This window comes from Streptomyces sp. col6, assembly GCF_008042035.1.
Classification (GTDB): domain Bacteria; phylum Actinomycetota; class Actinomycetes; order Streptomycetales; family Streptomycetaceae; genus Streptomyces.
Genome location: NZ_RDBL01000006.1, coordinates 1,134,429 through 1,150,755, shown reverse-complemented (window position 1 = coordinate 1,150,755; position 16,327 = coordinate 1,134,429). Strand labels below are relative to the sequence as shown.

Sequence of the window (16,327 nt, the reverse complement as noted above, 5' to 3'; positions counted from 1 at the left end):
GTCGGGGGCCGGTCTGGTGGGGATGCGGGAGCGGGTGGCGCTGCTCGGCGGGGAGTTCGAGGCGGGAAGCACCTCGACGAGCGACGGGATGTGGCGGGTGCGGGCCGAACTGCCCGTGGACGAAGGAGGAGTGGGGTCATGACGGTCCGGGTGGTGGTCGCGGAGGACCAGACGGCGGTACGGGCGGGGCTGGTGCTCATCCTGGGCAGCGCGCCGGACATCGAGGTCGTCGGGGAGGCCGGGGACGGCGAGGAGGCGGTACGGCTGGCCCGGGAGCTGCGGCCGGACCTGGTGCTGATGGACGTGCAGATGCCGCGCCTGGACGGGGTGGCGGCGACCCGGCAGGTGACCGCTGAGGGGCTGGCGGATGTGCTGGTGCTGACGACGTTCGACCTGGACGCCTATGTGTTCGGGGCGCTGCGGGCGGGGGCCTCGGGTTTCCTGCTGAAGGACACCGAGGCGGCCGGGCTGCTCGACGCGGTGCGCACGGTGGCGCGCGGTGAGGGGCTGATCGCCCCGGCCGTGACGCGGCGGCTGATCGCGGAGTTCGCGGGGGGCGGATCCGTACGGGCGGACGCTCCGGACGCGTCGGTGCTGGAGACGCTCACCCGGCGGGAGCGCGAGGTACTGGGGTGCCTCGGCGAGGGGTTGTCGAACGTGGAGATCGCCGAACGGCTGTCCATGGCGGAGGCGACGGCGAAGACGCACGTCAGCCGGTTGCTGGGGAAGCTGGAGCTGCGCAGCCGGGTCCAGGCGGCCGTGCTGGCACAGGAGTTGGGCGTCTGAGGTTTATTCAGCGACCGGTCGCGTTCTTTGGTCCAGACCTCTTGACGATTGGTCCAGACCTTTCTAATCTCACCGAACACACTGCGGTGAGCCTGCCATGACAAACGCGGGCTCAGGGCGGCGCAGGGTTGCAGTTCACGGACCACCCCGTATGTCCGGACCTCACCCGAGGAGCACCGTTGAGCACTGAGACCCCCCGCCGGACCCGATTCAGACTCGGGTCCGGTCAAGCCTCCAGATCCAGAGCCGTCGCGGGCCTCACCGCACTGCTCCTTCCCCTCGCCGCCATGGTCGGCCTGGCCTCCCCCGCCGAGGCGGCGACCTCCGCCACGGCCACGTACCTCAAGAAGTCCGACTGGGGCACCGGCTTCGAGGGCCAGTGGACGGTGAAGAACACCGGCACCACCGCCCTCAGCTCCTGGACCATCGAGTGGGACTTCCCCAGCGGCACCGGCGTCGGCTCCGCCTGGGACGCCACCGTGACCCACACGGGCAACCACTGGACCGCCAAGAACGTCGGCTGGAACGGTTCGGTCGCCCCCGGCGCCAGCGTCTCCTTCGGCTTCAACGGCACCGGCTCCGGTTCCGGCGCCGCCACCAACTGCACGCTGAACGGCGCCTCCTGCGACGGCGGCCCCACGGTCCCGGGTGACAATCCCCCCTCGGCTCCGGGTACCCCGACCGCGAGCGGCATCACCGACACCTCGGCGAAGCTCAGCTGGACCGCGGCCACCGACGACAAGGGCGTCAAGAACTACGACGTCCTGCGGGACGGCTCGGTCGTCGCCACGGTCACCGGCACCACGTACACGAACACCGGCCTGAGCGCCGGCACCGACTACTCGTACACCGTGCAGGCGCGTGACACCGCCGACCAGACCGGCCCGGTCAGCGGCGCGGTCAAGGTGCACACCACGGGCGGCGGCGGCACCGACCCCGGCACCGGTGACAAGGTCAACCTCGGTTACTTCACCGACTGGGGCGTCTACGGCCGGAACTACCACGTCAAGAACCTGGACACCTCCGGTTCCGCCGCGAAGATCACGCACATCAACTACGCCTTCGGCAACGTCCAGGGCGGCAAGTGCACCATCGGCGACTCGTACGCCGACTACGACATGGCGTACACGGCCGACAAGTCCGTGGACGGCGTCGCCGACACCTGGGACCAGCCGCTGCGCGGCAGCTTCAACCAGCTGCGCAAGCTCAAGGCGAAGTACCCGAACATCAAGGTGCTGTGGTCCTTCGGCGGCTGGACCTGGTCCGGCGGCTTCGGCCAGGCGGCCCAGAACCCGGCCGCGTTCGCCGAGTCCTGCTACAACCTGGTGGAGGACCCGCGGTGGGCCGATGTCTTCGACGGCATCGACATCGACTGGGAGTACCCCAACGCATGTGGCCTGACCTGTGACTCCAGCGGCCCGGACGCGCTGAAGAAGATCACCTCGGCGCTGCGCACCAAGTTCGGCAGCAGCAACCTGGTCACCGCCGCCATCACGGCCGACGGCTCCGCCGGCGGCAAGATCGACCTGGCCGACTACGCGGGCGCCGCGCAGTCGCTCAACTGGTACAACGTGATGACGTACGACTTCTTCGGTGCATGGGACGCGAAGGGCCCGACCGCCCCGCACTCCCCCCTGACCTCCTACAGCGGCATCCCGAAGGCCGGCTTCAACTCCGCCGACGCGATCGCCAAGCTGAAGGCGCAGGGTGTCCCCGCCTCCAAGCTGCTGCTCGGCATCGGCTTCTACGGCCGCGGCTGGACCGGCGTCACCCAGGACGCGCCCGGCGGCACCGCCACCGGCGCCGCCCCCGGCACGTACGAGGCGGGCATCGAGGACTACAAGGTCCTCAAGAACAGCTGCCCCGCCACCGGCACCGTCGCCGGCACCGCGTACGCGCACTGCGGCACCAACTGGTGGAGCTACGACACCCCCGCCACCATCGGTTCCAAGATGACCTGGGCCAAGAACCAGGGCCTGGGAGGCGCGTTCTTCTGGGAGTTCAGCGGGGACACCAGCAACGGTGAACTCGTGAGCGCGATGAACAACGGCCTCAAGTAACGACCGAGGCTCAACCCCCCGAAAAACGCCGGGGAGACAGGTCCGCCCCCTGTCTCCCCGGTTTTCGCGTGTTCCGGGGCGGTCTACGCGGACGCCTCGTCGATCAGCACCTGGACGCCGTCCAGGATGCGGTCGAGACCGAAGTCCACCGATTCGAGGCCGCTCGACTCGAACGCCCCGTCCGCGATGGCCCTGGTCAGCGCCGGGAACCGGTCGGCGTGCCGTTCCAGGAGTTCGCCCGTCAGCCGGCCCCACTCGCGGGCGTGCTCCGCGTCGAAGTCCGCCGACTGCTGGGCGAGGCTGCGCACCTGGCCGATCAGGAGCACGATCACCCGCTGCCGGTCGGCGGCGCCGAGACCGGTCGGCTCCAGCGCCGCGTGCGCCGCGTCCAGCCAGCCGAGCTGGTGGGGGCCCATGATCTGGCGGCGCATCGCGGTGGCCGTCAGCAGCCAGGGATGGTCCGCGTACACCTGCCAGGACCGGCGGCTCCAGGCGGCCAGCCGCTCCCGCCACCCCGGCCCCTCGTCCGTCAGGTCGGGCACATCGGCGAGGACGACCTCCACCATCAGCTCGACCAGCTCGGTCTTGCCGGGCACATAGCGGTAGAGCGCCATCCCCGAGACCCCGAGTCCGGCCGCGACCCGCCCCATCGAGACGGCGTCGAATCCCTCGGCATCAGCCACCGCGACCGCCTCGTCGGCGATCCGGCCCGGGGTCAGCGAGGGCTTGGGACCCCGGGCCGGCCGCTCCCGTTCGCCCCAGAGCAGTGCGACGCCCGCCCGCATGTCCCTCGGCCCCGCCCGCTTGCTTCTCCCGGCTGCCCCGGCCATCGCGTTCTCCCTGGTCTCGGTCGGACGGTTGACACTTCCAAACAACTGTATATACCTTAAGCGCTACCGCTTACGTCATAAACAGTTTAAGGAGTCAGCCATGCTGGCCACGCTCGTCACCGCCTCCGCCGCCACTCTGATCGCCGGTCCCGCCGCGGGCATGCTGGGATACCGGCAGCTCAAGCGCACCACCCACGCCAGAAGGCTGCGCATCACCGCGCCGAACGGGATCGACGAGTCGGGGTTCGTCCGGATCGGCGGCATCGACCAGTGGATCTCCATACGCGGCGACGACCGCGCCAACCCGGTGATCCTGGAGATCCACGGTGGCCCCGGCGCCTCCAACCACATCTTCCTGCCGCGCACCCGGGGCTGGGAGAAGCACTTCACCGTCGTCCGCTGGGACATGCGCGGCGCCGGGCGGACCTTCGCGGCGCACGGCGCCGACGGCCAGGGCGAGTTCACCCTCGACCGGCTGTACGCGGACGCCCTGGAGGTCACCGCGCACGTCCGCGACCGGATGGGCGTCGAGAAGGTGCTGCTGGTGGCCAACTCCTTCGGTACGGTCCTCGGGCTGCGGCTGGCCCGGCTGCACCCCGAGCTGTACTCCGCGTACGTCGGCACCGACCAGAACATCTACGGCGGCGACCGCGACCGAAGCGCCCACGACGCCCTGCTGGAACGGTTGCGGGCGGCCGGGAAGCGCAAGGCCCTGGCCGCCATCACCGCGATGGGCCCCGACCCCGCCGCCTGGACCCCGGAGCAGTGGTCGGCCCGAGCGAAGATCGTCGTGACGTCCGACCCGCTGACCTACGACACCATGAAGACCGTGGTGGTCCGCTCGCTGTGGTTCTCACCCCTGCACACGCTGCGCGGGCTGCGCTCCTACATGGGCGGGATGACCTACTCGGAGCGCGTCGCGCCGGAGGCCGTGGGGATCGACGAGTGGGCCGAGGGCACGGACTTCGCCCTGCCGTTCTTCGTCTTCCAGGGGGCGCACGACGTCCTGACGCCGCCGGAGCCGGCCAGGGCGTTCCACGCGTCCGTCTCGGCTCCGGTCAAGGACTTCGCGCTCATCGACGAGGCGAGCCACTTCGCGTCGTTCCGGCACCCGGACCGCTTCCTGGACCTGATGCTGACCCGGGTCCGCCCGGCGATCGAGAACCGGCCGACGGCCGCCCGCTAGGTCAGACAGGCCCTAGGCGACGTTGACCCTCTGGCCGGGAGGGGCCGCCTCCAGCCACGCGAGGAATCCGGTCAGCGCGTCCTCGCTCATCGCCAGCTCCAGGCGGGTCTCCCGGTGGAGACAGCCGAGCACGATGGCGTCGGAGAGCAGCGCCAGCTCCTCCTCGCCCTCCGGCATGCGGCGGGCGACGACCTCGATCGCGGAGCGCTCCAGCACCCGGCGCGGACGCGGCGAGTAGCTGAAGACCCGGAACCAGTTCACCTTGTCGCCGCTGTACCGGGCGACGCCGTACACCCAGCCCTTGCCCGACAGATCGGGCTCCTCGGGTACGTCCCACCGCAGGCTGCAGTCGAAGGTCCCGCCGGAGCGCTGAATCAGCCGCCGGCGCAGACCGAAGACGAAGAGCCCCACCGCGACCAGTGCGACGACCAGCCCGCCCACCCACAGCGCGAGGAACATCTCCACCGACCTCCTCGCGTCGTCGAGTAAACGGATACCGCCCGAACCGCATCTGCATCTGCATCGCCTCAGCCGCGACACGGTCCGGAGGGGTCTCCGGCACGGGCCGCGGCTGAGGGTAAAGCCATGTCGTGGGGTGGCTAGTGTGCCGCCACCGCACGCAGTCGTACCTCGGCGCGCCGCTCGGAAGCGGCGTCCGTGTCCGACTTCGCACGCTCCAGCGCACGCTCGGCGCGCTGGACGTCGATCTCGTCGGCAAGCTCGGCGATCTCGGCGAGAAGCGACAGCTTGTCGTCCGCGAACGAGATGAAACCGCCGTGCACCGCGGCGACGACGGTGCCGCCGTCGCTCGTACGGATCGTCACCGGGCCCGATTCCAGCACACCCAGAAGCGGCTGGTGACCGGGCATGACGCCGATGTCGCCGGACGTGGTGCGCGCGACGACCAGGGTGGCCTCGCCGGACCAGACACTGCGGTCCGCGGCGACCAGCTCGACGTGCAGCTCAGCAGCCAAGGGTGGCTCCTCGGGTCACCACCCGGCGGTCGTGCCGGGTGTTGGGTCAATTCTACGGGGCGTGGTGAGGGGGACGGGACGCACCCGCCCCCCTCGGTGAGCCGGGGGCTCAGGAGACGCCGAGCTCCTTGGCGTTGGCCTTCAGGTCCTCGATGCCACCGCACATGAAGAACGCCTGCTCGGGGAAGTGGTCGTACTCCCCGTCGCAGATCGCGTTGAACGCGGCGATCGACTCGTCGAGCGGAACGTCCGAACCGTCCACGCCGGTGAACTGCTTGGCGACGTGGGTGTTCTGCGACAGGAAGCGCTCGACACGACGGGCACGGTGGACAACGAGCTTGTCCTCCTCGCCCAGCTCGTCGATACCGAGGATCGCGATGATGTCCTGGAGGTCCTTGTACTTCTGGAGGATCCCCTTGACACGCATGGCGGCCTCGTAGTGGTCCGCCGCGATGTACCGCGGGTCGAGGATGCGGGACGTCGAGTCCAGCGGGTCCACGGCCGGGTAGATGCCCTTCTCGGAGATCGGACGGGAGAGAACCGTCGTCGCGTCGAGGTGGGCGAAGGTGGTCGCCGGCGCCGGGTCGGTCAGGTCGTCCGCGGGGACGTAGATCGCCTGCATGGAGGTGATCGAGTGACCGCGGGTCGACGTGATGCGCTCCTGCAGCAGACCCATCTCGTCGGCCAGGTTCGGCTGGTAACCCACCGCGGACGGCATACGGCCGAGCAGGGTGGACACCTCGGAGCCGGCCTGGGTGTACCGGAAGATGTTGTCGATGAAGAAGAGCACGTCCTGCTTCTGCACATCGCGGAAGTACTCCGCCATGGTCAGACCGGCCAGGGCGACGCGGAGACGGGTCCCCGGCGGCTCGTCCATCTGGCCGAAGACGAGCGCCGTCTTGTCGATGACGCCGGAGTCGGCCATCTCCTCGATGAGGTCGTTGCCCTCACGGGTGCGCTCACCGACGCCCGCGAACACCGACACACCGTCGTGGTTGTTGGCGACGCGGTAGATCATCTCCTGGATCAGCACGGTCTTGCCGACACCGGCACCACCGAACAGACCGATCTTTCCACCCTTGACGTACGGGGTGAGGAGGTCGATGACCTTGACGCCGGTCTCGAACATCTCGGTCTTGGACTCGAGCTGGTCGAAGTTGGGCGCCTTGCGGTGGATCGGCCAGCGCTCGGTGACCTCGGCCTCGGCCTCGGGCTTGTTGAGGATCTGGCCGAGGGTGTTGAACACCTTGCCCTTGGTGATGTCACCGACGGGGACGGTGATGCCCGTGCCCGTGTCGGTCACCGGGGCCTGGCGGACCAGGCCGTCGGTGGGCTGCATCGAGATCGCGCGGATCACGCCGTCACCGAGGTGCTGGGCGACCTCGAGCGTCAGCGTCTTGAGCTTGCCGTCCTCGGCCGGGTCGGCCACCTCGACGGTCAGCGCGTTGTAGATGTCCGGCATCGCGTCGACGGGGAACTCCACGTCGACGACCGGGCCGATGACCCGGGCGACGCGGCCCGTGGCAACGGCCGTCTCAACTGTGGTCGTCATTACTTGTCACTCCCCGCGGTCGCGTCGGCCAGCGCACTGGCACCGCCGACGATCTCGCTGATTTCCTGGGTGATTTCGGCCTGGCGGGCCGCGTTGGCAAGCCGGGAGAGCGTCTTGATGAGCTCACCGGCGTTGTCGGTGGCCGACTTCATCGCACGGCGGCGGGCGGCGTGCTCGGAAGCAGCGGCCTGCAGCAGCGCGTTGTAGATACGGCTCTCGACGTACCGCGGAAGCAGGGCGTCGAGGACGTCCTCCGCCGACGGCTCGAAGTCGAAGAGCGGCAGGATCTCGCCCTTGCCGTCCTCCTGCTCCGTGGCACCGAGACTGAGCGGCAGCATCCGGCCGTCGACCGGGTTCTGCGTCATCATCGACACGAATTCCGTGAAGACGATGTGCAGCTCGTCGACGCCGCCCTCGGCGGTCTCCTTGGAGACCGCCTCGATCAGCGGGGCAGCCGCCCGCTTGGCATCCGCGTACGTCGGGCTGTCGGTGAAGCCGGTCCACGAGTCCGCGATCTTGCGCTCGCGGAACCCGTAGTAGGCGACACCCTTGCGGCCGATCACGTACGTGTCGACCTCCTTGCCCTCACCGCGCAGCCGCTCGGTCAGCTTCTCCGCGGCCTTGATGGCGTTGGAGGAGTAACCGCCGGCCAGACCGCGGTCGCTCGTGATGAGCAGGATCGCGGCACGGGCCGGGGACTCGACCTCGGTCGTGAGCGGGTGCTTGGTGGTGGAGCCGGTCGCCACCGCGGTCACCGCGCGGGTGAGCTCGGTCGCGTACGGCGTCGACGCCGCCACCTGGCGCTGCGCCTTGACGATGCGCGAGGCGGCGATCATCTCCATCGCCTTGGTGATCTTCTTCGTGGCGGTGACGGAGCGGATGCGGCGCTTGTAAACGCGAAGCTGAGCGCCCATCGATCAGCCCTCGCCCAGGAGCTTGCCGTCCGAGGTCTCGAACTGCTGCTTGAAGGCGGCGACGGCGTCGGCAATCGCCTGCAGCGTGTCGTCGGACATCTTGGCGCCCTCGCGGATGCTGGTCAGGAGGTCCTTGCGCTCGCGGCGCAGGTACTCCAGCAGCTCCGACTCGAAGCGGCGGATGTCCTCGACCGGGACGTCGTCCATCTTGCCGTTGGTGCCGGCCCAGACGGAGACGACCTGCTCCTCGACCGGGAACGGGGCGTACTGCGGCTGCTTCAGCAGCTCGACCATGCGCTTACCGCGCTCCAGCGAAGCCTTCGAGGCCGCGTCCAGGTCGGAACCGAAGGCGGCGAACGCCTCCAGCTCGCGGTACTGGGCGAGGTCCACGCGGAGCCGGCCGGACACCTGGCGCATGGCCTTGTGCTGGGCGGAGCCACCGACGCGGGAGACCGAGATGCCGACGTTCAGGGCCGGACGCTGGCCGGCGTTGAACAGGTCGGACTCCAGGAAGCACTGGCCGTCGGTGATGGAGATGACGTTGGTCGGAATGAACGCCGACACGTCGTTCGCCTTGGTCTCGACGATCGGGAGGCCCGTCATCGAACCGGCACCCATGTCGTCGGAGAGCTTGGCGCAGCGCTCCAGCAGACGCGAGTGGAGGTAGAAGACGTCGCCCGGGTAGGCCTCGCGGCCCGGCGGACGGCGCAGCAGCAGGGACACGGCGCGGTAGGCGTCGGCCTGCTTCGAGAGGTCGTCGAAGATGATCAGGACGTGCTTGCCCTGGTACATCCAGTGCTGGCCGATGGCCGAACCGGTGTACGGCGCCAGGTACTTGAAGCCGGCCGGGTCGGACGCCGGGGCGGCGACGATGGTCGTGTACTCGAGCGCGCCGGCCTCTTCGAGGGCACCGCGCACGGAGGCGATGGTGGAGCCCTTCTGACCGATGGCGACGTAGATGCAGCGCACCTGCTTGTTCACGTCGCCCGAGCGCCAGTTGTCGCGCTGGTTGATGATCGTGTCGACGGCCAGAGCGGTCTTGCCCGTCTGACGGTCGCCGATGATCAGCTGACGCTGGCCGCGGCCGATCGGCACCATGGCGTCGACGGCCTTGTAGCCGGTCTGCATCGGCTCGTGCACCGACTTGCGGACCATGACGCCAGGGGCCTGCAGCTCGAGGGCGCGGCGGCCGTCGGTCGCGATCTCGCCGAGACCGTCGATCGGGTTGCCGAGCGGGTCGACGACGCGGCCGAGGTAACCCTCGCCGACGCCGACGGAGAGCACCTCACCGGTGCGCTGCACCGGCTGGCCCTCCTCGATGCCGCTGAACTCGCCGAGGACGATCGCACCGATCTCGCGCTCCTCGAGGTTGAGGGCGAGACCGAGGGTGCCGTCCTCGAACTTCAGCAGCTCGTTCGCCATGGCGGAGGGCAGGCCCTCCACCTTCGCGATGCCGTCGCCGGCAACGCTGACCGTACCGACCTCCTCGCGCGAGGCCGCGTCCGGCTGGTACGACTGGACAAAGTTCTCCAGCGCGTCCCGGATCTCCTCCGGCCGGATCGTGAGCTCCGCCATCTGGGTTCCCTGCTCTCCTTGTTGGGCCCGAAGTTTCTTAAGGGGGTCTGGGGGCCGACCCCCAGGAATCTTCTGCAGTTTCTGCACGGCCCAACCGGGCCGCTGGTCTTGCTCTGTTCTGTTGCGCTGCGCTTGTGTCAGCCGGCCATGCGACGGGCCGCCTCGTCGAGGCGCTCCGCGACGGTGCCGTTGATGACCTCGTCGCCGACCCGCACCGCGATCCCGCCGAGGACCTCGGGGTCCACGTCCAGGTTCAGGTGCATCTGGCGGCCGTAGATCTTCGCCAGGGCCGCACCCAGGCGCTGCTTCTGCCGGTCGCTGAGCGGCACCGCCGAGGTGACGATGGCGACCATGCGCTCCCGGCGCTCCGCGGCGAGCTTGGAGAGGGAGTCGAGTCCCGCTTCCAGGCTACGTCCACGCGGCTGGGTGACAAGCCGCACGATGACGCGCTCGGTGGTGGGCCGCGCCTTGCCGCCGAGCAGGCTGCGGAGCAGCTCGCCCTTGGCGGCCGGGGTCGCGGTCCGGCTGGTGAGCGCGGCGCGCAGAGCGGTGTCCGAGGCGACGATGCGGCCGAACCGGAAGAGTTCGTCCTCGACGTCGTCCAGGTCGCCGTTGCGCTGCGCGGCGGTGAGGTCGGCGGTGTTCGCCAGTTCCTCGACCGAGTCGACCAGGTCACGCGACTGCGACCAGCGCGAGCGGACCATGCCGGTGACCAGGTCGACGGCTTCGCCGCCCACCTGGCCGCCGAGCAGGCGGCCCGCCAGCTCGGCCCTGGCCTCGCCCGGCTGCGCCGGGTCGGTCAGGACCCGGCGCAGCGACACCTCGCGGTGCAGCAGCGCCGTGACGCCGGCCAGGTCCTCGGCGAGCTTCGCCGCGTCGACCGACGTGGAGTCGGTCAGCGCGTCGAGACGCTCGCGTGCGGCAGCCAGTGCCTCGCGGCTCGCGCTGTTCATCGGACGGCCTCGGCCTTCGCTTCGAGCTCGTCGAGGAACCGGTCGACGGTGCCGCTCTGCCGGGCGTGGTCCTCCAGGGACTCGCCGACGAGCTTGCCGGCCAGGTCGGTGGCGAGCTTGCCCACGTCCTGGCGCAGCGCGGCGGCGGCCGCCTTGCGGTCGGTCTCGATCTGGGCATGGCCGGCGGCGACGATCTCGTCGCGCTGGCGCTGCCCCTCCTCGCGCATTTCCTGCAGGATCACGGCGCCCTGCTCCTGCGCCTCCTGGCGCAGACGAGCGGCTTCGTGACGGGCCTCGGCGAGCTGAGCCTTGTACTGCTCGAGCACGCTCCGGGCCTCGGTCCGGGCCGCATCAGCCTCTTCGATAGCGCCTTCGATGGCCTTGCCGCGCTCGTCCAGAACCTTGTTGATGTTCGGGAGGAGCTTCTTGGCGAGGAAGCCGAAGACGATGACGAAAGCGATGAGGCCGATGACGAGCTCAGGGATCGGCGGAATGAGCGGGTTTTCCGCTTCCTCCGCCGCGAGCTGAACCAGCTGGTTCACGTCAGTGCCTTCCGTCGAATGGGCTGTTCGCGACCGGTCAGGAGGTCGGGTAGACGAACGGCATGACCAGACCGATCAGGGCGAGCGCCTCACAGAAGGCGAAGCCGAGAATCTGGTTGGCGCGGATGAGACCGGCAGCCTCGGGCTGACGGGCGAGCGCCTGGGTGCCGTTACCGAAGATGATGCCGATGCCGACGCCGGGGCCGATCGCGGCGAGGCCGTAACCGATCGAGCCGAGGTTGCCCTTGATTTCGACGCCGGCGGCGAGGGTCTGGAGAGCGGACATGCCGGTTCTTCCTTCTCTTTCAATGTCCGGTGGGGGTTGGCCACCGGGTGCTTCAGGAGGTGGGGTGCTCAGTGGCCCTTGGCGAGAGCGCCCTGGATGTAGCTGCAGGCCAGCAGCACGAACACGTAGGCCTGGACAGCCTGGATGAAGAGTTCGAAGGCCGTCATCACGAGGACCATCACGAACGACACGCCCGCGTAGGCGATGCCGATGCCGTTGAGCATGTACCAGCTGGCGATCGTGAAGAGCAGCAGGAGCGTGTGGCCCGCGAACATGTTGGCGAACAGTCGGACCGCGTGCGTGAACGGCCGGACCAGGAGGTTCGAGAAGAACTCGATGGTCATCGAGAGCGGCAGGACCCCGCCGAGGTTCTTGTCGTAGCCCGTGAAGTTCTTGAAGGCTCCGACGAACCCGTGCTTCTTGAAGGTCAGGCCGACCCACAGGAGGTAGACGATTCCGGCGAGAACCGCCGGGTACGAAATGATCGCCGTCACGGGGAACTGGGCAACCGGAATGATGGACCAGAGGTTCATCATCCAGATGACGAAGAACAGCGAGACCATCAGCGGGACGTACTTCTCGCCGTCCTTCTTGCCGATCGTCTCGTAGACGATGCCGCGGCGGATGAAGTCGTAACCCGCCTCGGCCGTCATCTGGAGCTTGCCGGGCACCAACTTCGGCTTGCGGAAGGCGGCCCAGAAGAAGCCGACGATGATGACCGAGCCGAGCAGGGCCAGCAGCATCGTCTTGTTGAAGTACAAGTTGCTGTCCGCGTCACCCCAGAGGGGCTCGAACAGGAACGAGTGCAGGCCGGGTGCCGGAAAGCCACAACCGTCGAAGAGGTGGCAATCGGTCTCGAAGGCGAGCACCTGTGTCGGGTCAGCACTCACCGCGGGCTCCTTCAGCGTGGCGCATAGGTACGGCAACCTCGTTGTGTCGGCGCGGCGCGCAGCCGCGGTTCGGCACTGGACTGGTGTTTCGGATGTGTGAGCGGCAGTCAGGCATGTGAGCCTCGCGATCGAGCAGGCGTCAGCTCACATGCACGCGCCCGCAGTGCCGCAGTTGGAACCGGACGATAGCAGGGTCCTGACCCCGCACTTATTCCGCCCCTACCCTTCACGCTCCGGACCCCGGTTTCATGGGCTTGTCACCCTTGTCGGATTCCGGTTCCACGTAAAGGATCTTGGACTTCATGTGCGCACGCGCCTGTGCGCCGATCCACACGAGGGTCGTCGCGACCAGGGTGATCGCGAAGGCCTTCGGGTTGAACAGCGAGGTGTTCTTGAATACGGCGACGAAGATGAAGAGCAGCAGGAGCTGCGCCGTGTAGAGCGCGAGCCCCATCGCCTGGAAGAGGTGGGGCATGGACCTGGCGGTCCGCTGCAGGACCACGAGCCCGATCCCCATGAAGAGGATGACCACAACCGTCCCGAAGACCGCGCCCAGGGCCCCCTTGCCACCGGCGACACCCGCGCTGATCGCGACGGCTACGGCGCCGGCGACAGCGGTGGGTACGGCGGTCTGGAGGAGAGTCCGGACGTCGTTGGACGGCATGGCGGCAGCTCCGCTTGCAGGGGGTGGGCAGTGTGTCGTCATGGACGAGCGTAGGGGCCCGGTCCGAGTCGATGCCTCGGGCCGATGGACCGTGCTACATCAGGTCCTTCGGCTCTGTCACCGGGCTTCGTGAACGGTATCACAAACTATTTGATGAGGTCTTTACCAAGAAAGTGTGCTTGCTGTCACACGTGAGGGTTAACGAGCACGTGTGAGCGAGGCGTCCATTCGATTTGTCTGTTAATGGGCGCCCATGACCGTTTCAGCGACGGGTGGAACCGGCCGCCCGGCGGTCGGCGATACGCGAACGGTGGCCGATGGCGGTCGCTCCGTTGACACGCGCGGCGCCCGCGGCGACCGGGGCCGCTGCGGCCTCCTCGCGCTCTCCCGGACCGCCCCCCGGCCCGTCGGGTCCGTCCGCGTCCATCCGGCCTTCCGCGGGCCCCTGTTGGCCCTCCGCGGCCTCGTCCCGCACGGCGGCACCCGGCCCCTCTCCGCGACGCCGTCTGCGGCGGTAGCGCGGCGGTACGAAGCTCTCAGCCCAGCGCGGGGCGCGCGGGGTGAAGCGCGGCATCAGCAGCAGGATCAGGCCGAGCGCACTCAGGCCCACGATCACCAGGACGATCCACAGGGACGTCGAGTGCACCGAATACCCCACCGCGCCGAAGGCGATCAGCGCCGACCAGAAGTACATGATCAGCACCGACCGGCTGTGCGAGTGGCCGATGTTCAGCAGCCGGTGGTGCAGGTGGCCGCGGTCCGCCGCGAACGGCGACTGGCCGTTCCAGGTGCGCCGCACGATCGCCAGCACCAGGTCGGCCGCCGGGATGGCGATGATGGTCAGCGGCAGCAGCAGCGGGATGAACACCGGGAGCATCGCGTGGGTCGCCTGGCGCTCACTGCCCTCGAAGATCTTCATGGTGTCCGGGTCGACCTGCCCGGTCACCGAGATCGCGCCGGCCGCCAGCACGAGCCCGATCAGCATCGAGCCCGAGTCGCCCATGAAGATCCGGGCCGGGTGCATGTTGTGCGGCAGGAAGCCGAGGCACATGCCCATCAGGATCGCCGCGAAGAGCGTCGCCGGGGCGGCGGCCTCGATGGTGTGCCCGTACCAGAGCCGGTAGGTGTACAGGAAGAACGCGGCGGCGGCGATGAGGACCATGCCGGCCGCGAGCCCGTCCAGGCCGTCCACGAAGTTGACCGCGTTGATCGTGATGACGACCAGCGCGACGGTGAGCAGCGTGCCCTGCCACGGGGTGAGGGCCACGGTGCCGACGCCCGGGATCGGCAGCCACAGGATCGTCAGGCCCTGGAGGACCATGACGGCGGCGGCGAGCATCTGCCCGCCGAGCTTGATCAGGGCGTCGATCTCGAACTTGTCGTCCAGGACACCGATCAGCCAGATCAGCGCCGCCCCGGAGAGCAGCGCCCGCGGTTCGCTGGACAGCTCGAAGACGCCGTCGAGGTTGGCGAGGTGGTTGGCGACGATCAGCCCCGCGCACAGCCCGCCGAACATGGCGATGCCGCCGAGCCTCGGGGTCGGTTCGCGGTGGACGTCGCGCGCACGGATCGCGGGCATCGCCCCGACCGCGATGGCGAACTTGCGCACCGGTCCGGTGAGCAGGTAGGTCACAGCGGCCGTGACACAGAGTGTCAGCAAGTAATCACGCACGGGCTGCCCCACAGAAATCGCCGGCCATCTCAGCCCACACCTTAACTAGACAGGTCCCATGGTTGAGGACACGAAGCTGTCCGCGATGGTTGCACGGCTCTTCCCGGCAAGATCAACGGGCCCCTCTCACCCCGGATACGGCGGATGGGCCGCGGCCAGTTCACGGACCCGGGCCAGGACCCCGTCCTCCCCGCGCACCGCCGCAGCGATCAGCACCGCGAGGCGCGCCATGTCCCCCGTGTCCAGGCCCTGCGTCGTCACGGCGGCCGTTCCGAGCCGGATGCCCCGGGCGTCCCCGTACGGCAATGCGCACGTGTCGAGCACGAGGCCCGCGGCGGCCAGCCGGTCGCGTGCGGTGGGTCCGTCGACGCCGAGCGGGGCCGGGTCGGCGACGATCAGATGGGTGTCCGTGCCGTCCGTGGCGATCCCGAAGCCCTCCGCGCCGAGCCCGGCGGCCAGCTCGCGGGCGTGGGCCACCACGCGGTGCGCGTACGCGGCGAAGGCCGGTGCCGCCGCCTCGCCGAACGCCACGGCCTTCGCGGCGATCGTGTGCATCTGGGCGCCGCCCTGGGTGAACGGGAAGACGGCCCGGTCGACGCGCTCGGCCAGCTCCGCGCGGCACAGCAGCATCCCGCCGCGCGGCCCGCGCAGCACCTTGTGCGTGGTGGCGCAGACCACGTCCGCGTACGGGACCGGGCTCGGGGCCGCTCCCCCGGCGATCAGCCCCATCGGGTGCGCCGCGTCGGCGATCAGATACGCGCCGGCCTCGTCGCAGATCTCCCGGAACAGCGCGTGGTCCGGGTGGCGGGGGTACGAGATCGATCCGGTGACGATCGCCCGGGGGCGGTGCTCCCGGGCCAGCGCGCGGACCTGCGCGTAGTCGATGAGCCCGGTCTCCGGGTCCGTGCCGTAGCCGATGAACCCGAACCAGCGGCCGGAGAAGTTGGCGGGCGAGCCGTGCGTGAGGTGGCCGCCGTACGGGAGTCCCATGGCGAGCACGGTGTCGCCGGGGCGCAGCAGCGCGGCGTAGGCGGCGAGGACGGCGGAGGAGCCGGAGTGCGGCTGGACGTTGGCGTGGTCCGCGCCGAAGAGGGCGGTGGCCCGCTGGACGGCGATGCGCTCGGCGGCGTCCGCCCGGTCGCAGCCGCCGTGGTGGCGGTGGCCGGGGTAGCCCTCGGCGTACTTGTTGACCAGGGGCGAGCCGAGGGCGGCGAGGACGGCGGGCGAGGTGAAGTTCTCGGCGGCCGTGAGCTGGAGGGTGCCGGACTGCCGGTCCAGCTCGCCCAGCAGTACGCCGGCGATCTCCGGGTCCTCGCGGAGCAGAGCGCCGAAGTCCTGCGGCAGGCGGCCGTCGGCGGAGGGTGCGGCGGATCGGTTGACCGGCATCGGAGGCTCCGGGCCCGGGGGGACTGGCGTAGCTCCAATGTAGGCCCGTAACGGGCC

Annotated in this window: 16 protein-coding genes and 1 pseudogene; 4 read left to right on the top strand and 13 right to left on the bottom strand. The window is 69.4% G+C overall.

Annotated elements, in window-relative coordinates; genetic code table 11:
• The 3 genes and pseudogenes from EAO73_RS09340 to EAO73_RS09330 all read left to right on the top strand — a co-directional run.
• A pseudogene (locus EAO73_RS09340) lies at nt 1-142 on the top strand (two-component sensor histidine kinase); the annotation flags it as partial.
• On the top strand, nt 139-786 hold the full coding sequence (locus EAO73_RS09335; protein ID WP_147970917.1) for a response regulator: 648 nt from the start codon (nt 139-141) through the stop codon (nt 784-786). The pseudogene EAO73_RS09340 and the gene EAO73_RS09335, both read left to right, overlap by 4 nt.
• A 179-nt stretch (nt 787-965) precedes the next feature.
• Nucleotides 966-2,846 (top strand): glycoside hydrolase family 18 chitinase, encoded by a 1,881-nt coding sequence (locus tag EAO73_RS09330; protein WP_147970916.1) that lies wholly within the window; start codon nt 966-968, stop codon nt 2,844-2,846.
• 83 nt (nt 2,847-2,929) lie between these two features.
• On the opposite strand, the gene EAO73_RS09325 is transcribed toward EAO73_RS09330, so the two are convergent.
• Entirely contained in the window at nt 2,930-3,676 is a 747-nt protein-coding gene (locus tag EAO73_RS09325) for a TetR/AcrR family transcriptional regulator (protein ID WP_147970915.1), read from the bottom strand.
• Nucleotides 3,677-3,776: 100 nt separating this feature from the next.
• Between EAO73_RS09325 and EAO73_RS09320 the strand changes: the two genes are divergently transcribed.
• Nucleotides 3,777-4,862, top strand: a complete 1,086-nt coding sequence (locus tag EAO73_RS09320; RefSeq protein WP_147970914.1) for an alpha/beta fold hydrolase — start codon at nt 3,777-3,779, stop codon at nt 4,860-4,862.
• Between the two features lie 12 nt (nt 4,863-4,874).
• On the opposite strand, the gene EAO73_RS09315 is transcribed toward EAO73_RS09320, so the two are convergent.
• The 12 genes from EAO73_RS09315 to glyA all read right to left on the bottom strand — a co-directional run bounded on the left by EAO73_RS09315 (nt 4,875) and on the right by glyA (nt 16,270).
• Nucleotides 4,875-5,321, bottom strand: coding sequence for a DUF2550 domain-containing protein (locus tag EAO73_RS09315; protein WP_147971480.1), 447 nt, complete (start codon nt 5,319-5,321; stop codon nt 4,875-4,877).
• Nucleotides 5,322-5,461: 140 nt separating this feature from the next.
• Entirely contained in the window at nt 5,462-5,836 is a 375-nt protein-coding gene (locus EAO73_RS09310) for a F0F1 ATP synthase subunit epsilon (protein ID WP_018521150.1), read from the bottom strand.
• Nucleotides 5,837-5,945: 109 nt separating this feature from the next.
• Nucleotides 5,946-7,388, bottom strand: a complete 1,443-nt coding sequence (gene atpD / locus EAO73_RS09305; RefSeq protein WP_018102631.1) for a F0F1 ATP synthase subunit beta — start codon at nt 7,386-7,388, stop codon at nt 5,946-5,948.
• Nucleotides 7,388-8,302 carry a F0F1 ATP synthase subunit gamma gene (locus tag EAO73_RS09300; protein WP_147970913.1) on the bottom strand — a complete coding sequence of 305 codons (915 nt, stop codon included), beginning with the start codon at nt 8,300-8,302 and terminating at the stop codon, nt 7,388-7,390. Before EAO73_RS09300 ends, atpD begins: the two co-directional genes overlap by 1 nt.
• A 3-nt stretch (nt 8,303-8,305) precedes the next feature.
• Nucleotides 8,306-9,877 carry a F0F1 ATP synthase subunit alpha gene (gene atpA / locus EAO73_RS09295; RefSeq protein WP_147970912.1) on the bottom strand — a complete coding sequence of 524 codons (1,572 nt, stop codon included), beginning with the start codon at nt 9,875-9,877 and terminating at the stop codon, nt 8,306-8,308.
• A 137-nt stretch (nt 9,878-10,014) separates the two neighbouring features.
• Entirely contained in the window at nt 10,015-10,830 is an 816-nt protein-coding gene (locus tag EAO73_RS09290; RefSeq protein WP_147970911.1) for a F0F1 ATP synthase subunit delta, read from the bottom strand.
• A complete protein-coding gene (locus EAO73_RS09285) occupies nt 10,827-11,372 on the bottom strand; it encodes a F0F1 ATP synthase subunit B (protein WP_147970910.1) in 546 nt (181 codons plus the stop codon). The genes EAO73_RS09290 and EAO73_RS09285 overlap by 4 nt, the downstream gene beginning before the upstream one ends.
• A gap of 37 nt (nt 11,373-11,409) precedes the next feature.
• Nucleotides 11,410-11,658: an ATP synthase F0 subunit C gene (atpE, locus tag EAO73_RS09280; protein ID WP_018102636.1), complete on the bottom strand. Its 249-nt coding sequence runs from the start codon at nt 11,656-11,658 to the stop codon at nt 11,410-11,412.
• 68 nt (nt 11,659-11,726) lie between these two features.
• Nucleotides 11,727-12,548, bottom strand: a complete 822-nt coding sequence (atpB, locus tag EAO73_RS09275) for a F0F1 ATP synthase subunit A (RefSeq protein WP_191133974.1) — start codon at nt 12,546-12,548, stop codon at nt 11,727-11,729.
• A gap of 226 nt (nt 12,549-12,774) precedes the next feature.
• On the bottom strand, nt 12,775-13,212 hold the full coding sequence (locus EAO73_RS09270; protein WP_147970909.1) for a hypothetical protein: 438 nt from the start codon (nt 13,210-13,212) through the stop codon (nt 12,775-12,777).
• A gap of 262 nt (nt 13,213-13,474) precedes the next feature.
• Entirely contained in the window at nt 13,475-14,896 is a 1,422-nt protein-coding gene (locus EAO73_RS09265; protein ID WP_147970908.1) for an MraY family glycosyltransferase, read from the bottom strand.
• Nucleotides 14,897-15,010: 114 nt separating this feature from the next.
• The gene (glyA, locus tag EAO73_RS09260; RefSeq protein ID WP_147970907.1) at nt 15,011-16,270 is read right to left on the bottom strand and encodes a serine hydroxymethyltransferase; all 1,260 of its coding nucleotides are present in this window, start codon (nt 16,268-16,270) and stop codon (nt 15,011-15,013) included.
• Nucleotides 16,271-16,327 lie beyond the last annotated feature (57 nt).

Coding starts and splice junctions, on each gene's coding strand:
- EAO73_RS09335 (WP_147970917.1), top strand. CDS start 139: ATGACGGTCCGGGTGGTGGTCGCGGAGGACCAGACGGCGGTACGGGCG.
- EAO73_RS09325 (WP_147970915.1), bottom strand. CDS start 3,676: ATGGCCGGGGCAGCCGGGAGAAGCAAGCGGGCGGGGCCGAGGGACATG.
- EAO73_RS09320 (WP_147970914.1), top strand. CDS start 3,777: ATGCTGGCCACGCTCGTCACCGCCTCCGCCGCCACTCTGATCGCCGGT.
- EAO73_RS09315 (WP_147971480.1), bottom strand. CDS start 5,321: ATGTTCCTCGCGCTGTGGGTGGGCGGGCTGGTCGTCGCACTGGTCGCG.
- atpD (WP_018102631.1), bottom strand. CDS start 7,388: ATGACGACCACAGTTGAGACGGCCGTTGCCACGGGCCGCGTCGCCCGG.
- EAO73_RS09300 (WP_147970913.1), bottom strand. CDS start 8,302: ATGGGCGCTCAGCTTCGCGTTTACAAGCGCCGCATCCGCTCCGTCACC.
- atpA (WP_147970912.1), bottom strand. CDS start 9,877: ATGGCGGAGCTCACGATCCGGCCGGAGGAGATCCGGGACGCGCTGGAG.
- EAO73_RS09290 (WP_147970911.1), bottom strand. CDS start 10,830: ATGAACAGCGCGAGCCGCGAGGCACTGGCTGCCGCACGCGAGCGTCTC.
- atpE (WP_018102636.1), bottom strand. CDS start 11,658: ATGTCCGCTCTCCAGACCCTCGCCGCCGGCGTCGAAATCAAGGGCAAC.
- EAO73_RS09270 (WP_147970909.1), bottom strand. CDS start 13,212: ATGCCGTCCAACGACGTCCGGACTCTCCTCCAGACCGCCGTACCCACC.
- glyA (WP_147970907.1), bottom strand. CDS start 16,270: ATGCCGGTCAACCGATCCGCCGCACCCTCCGCCGACGGCCGCCTGCCG.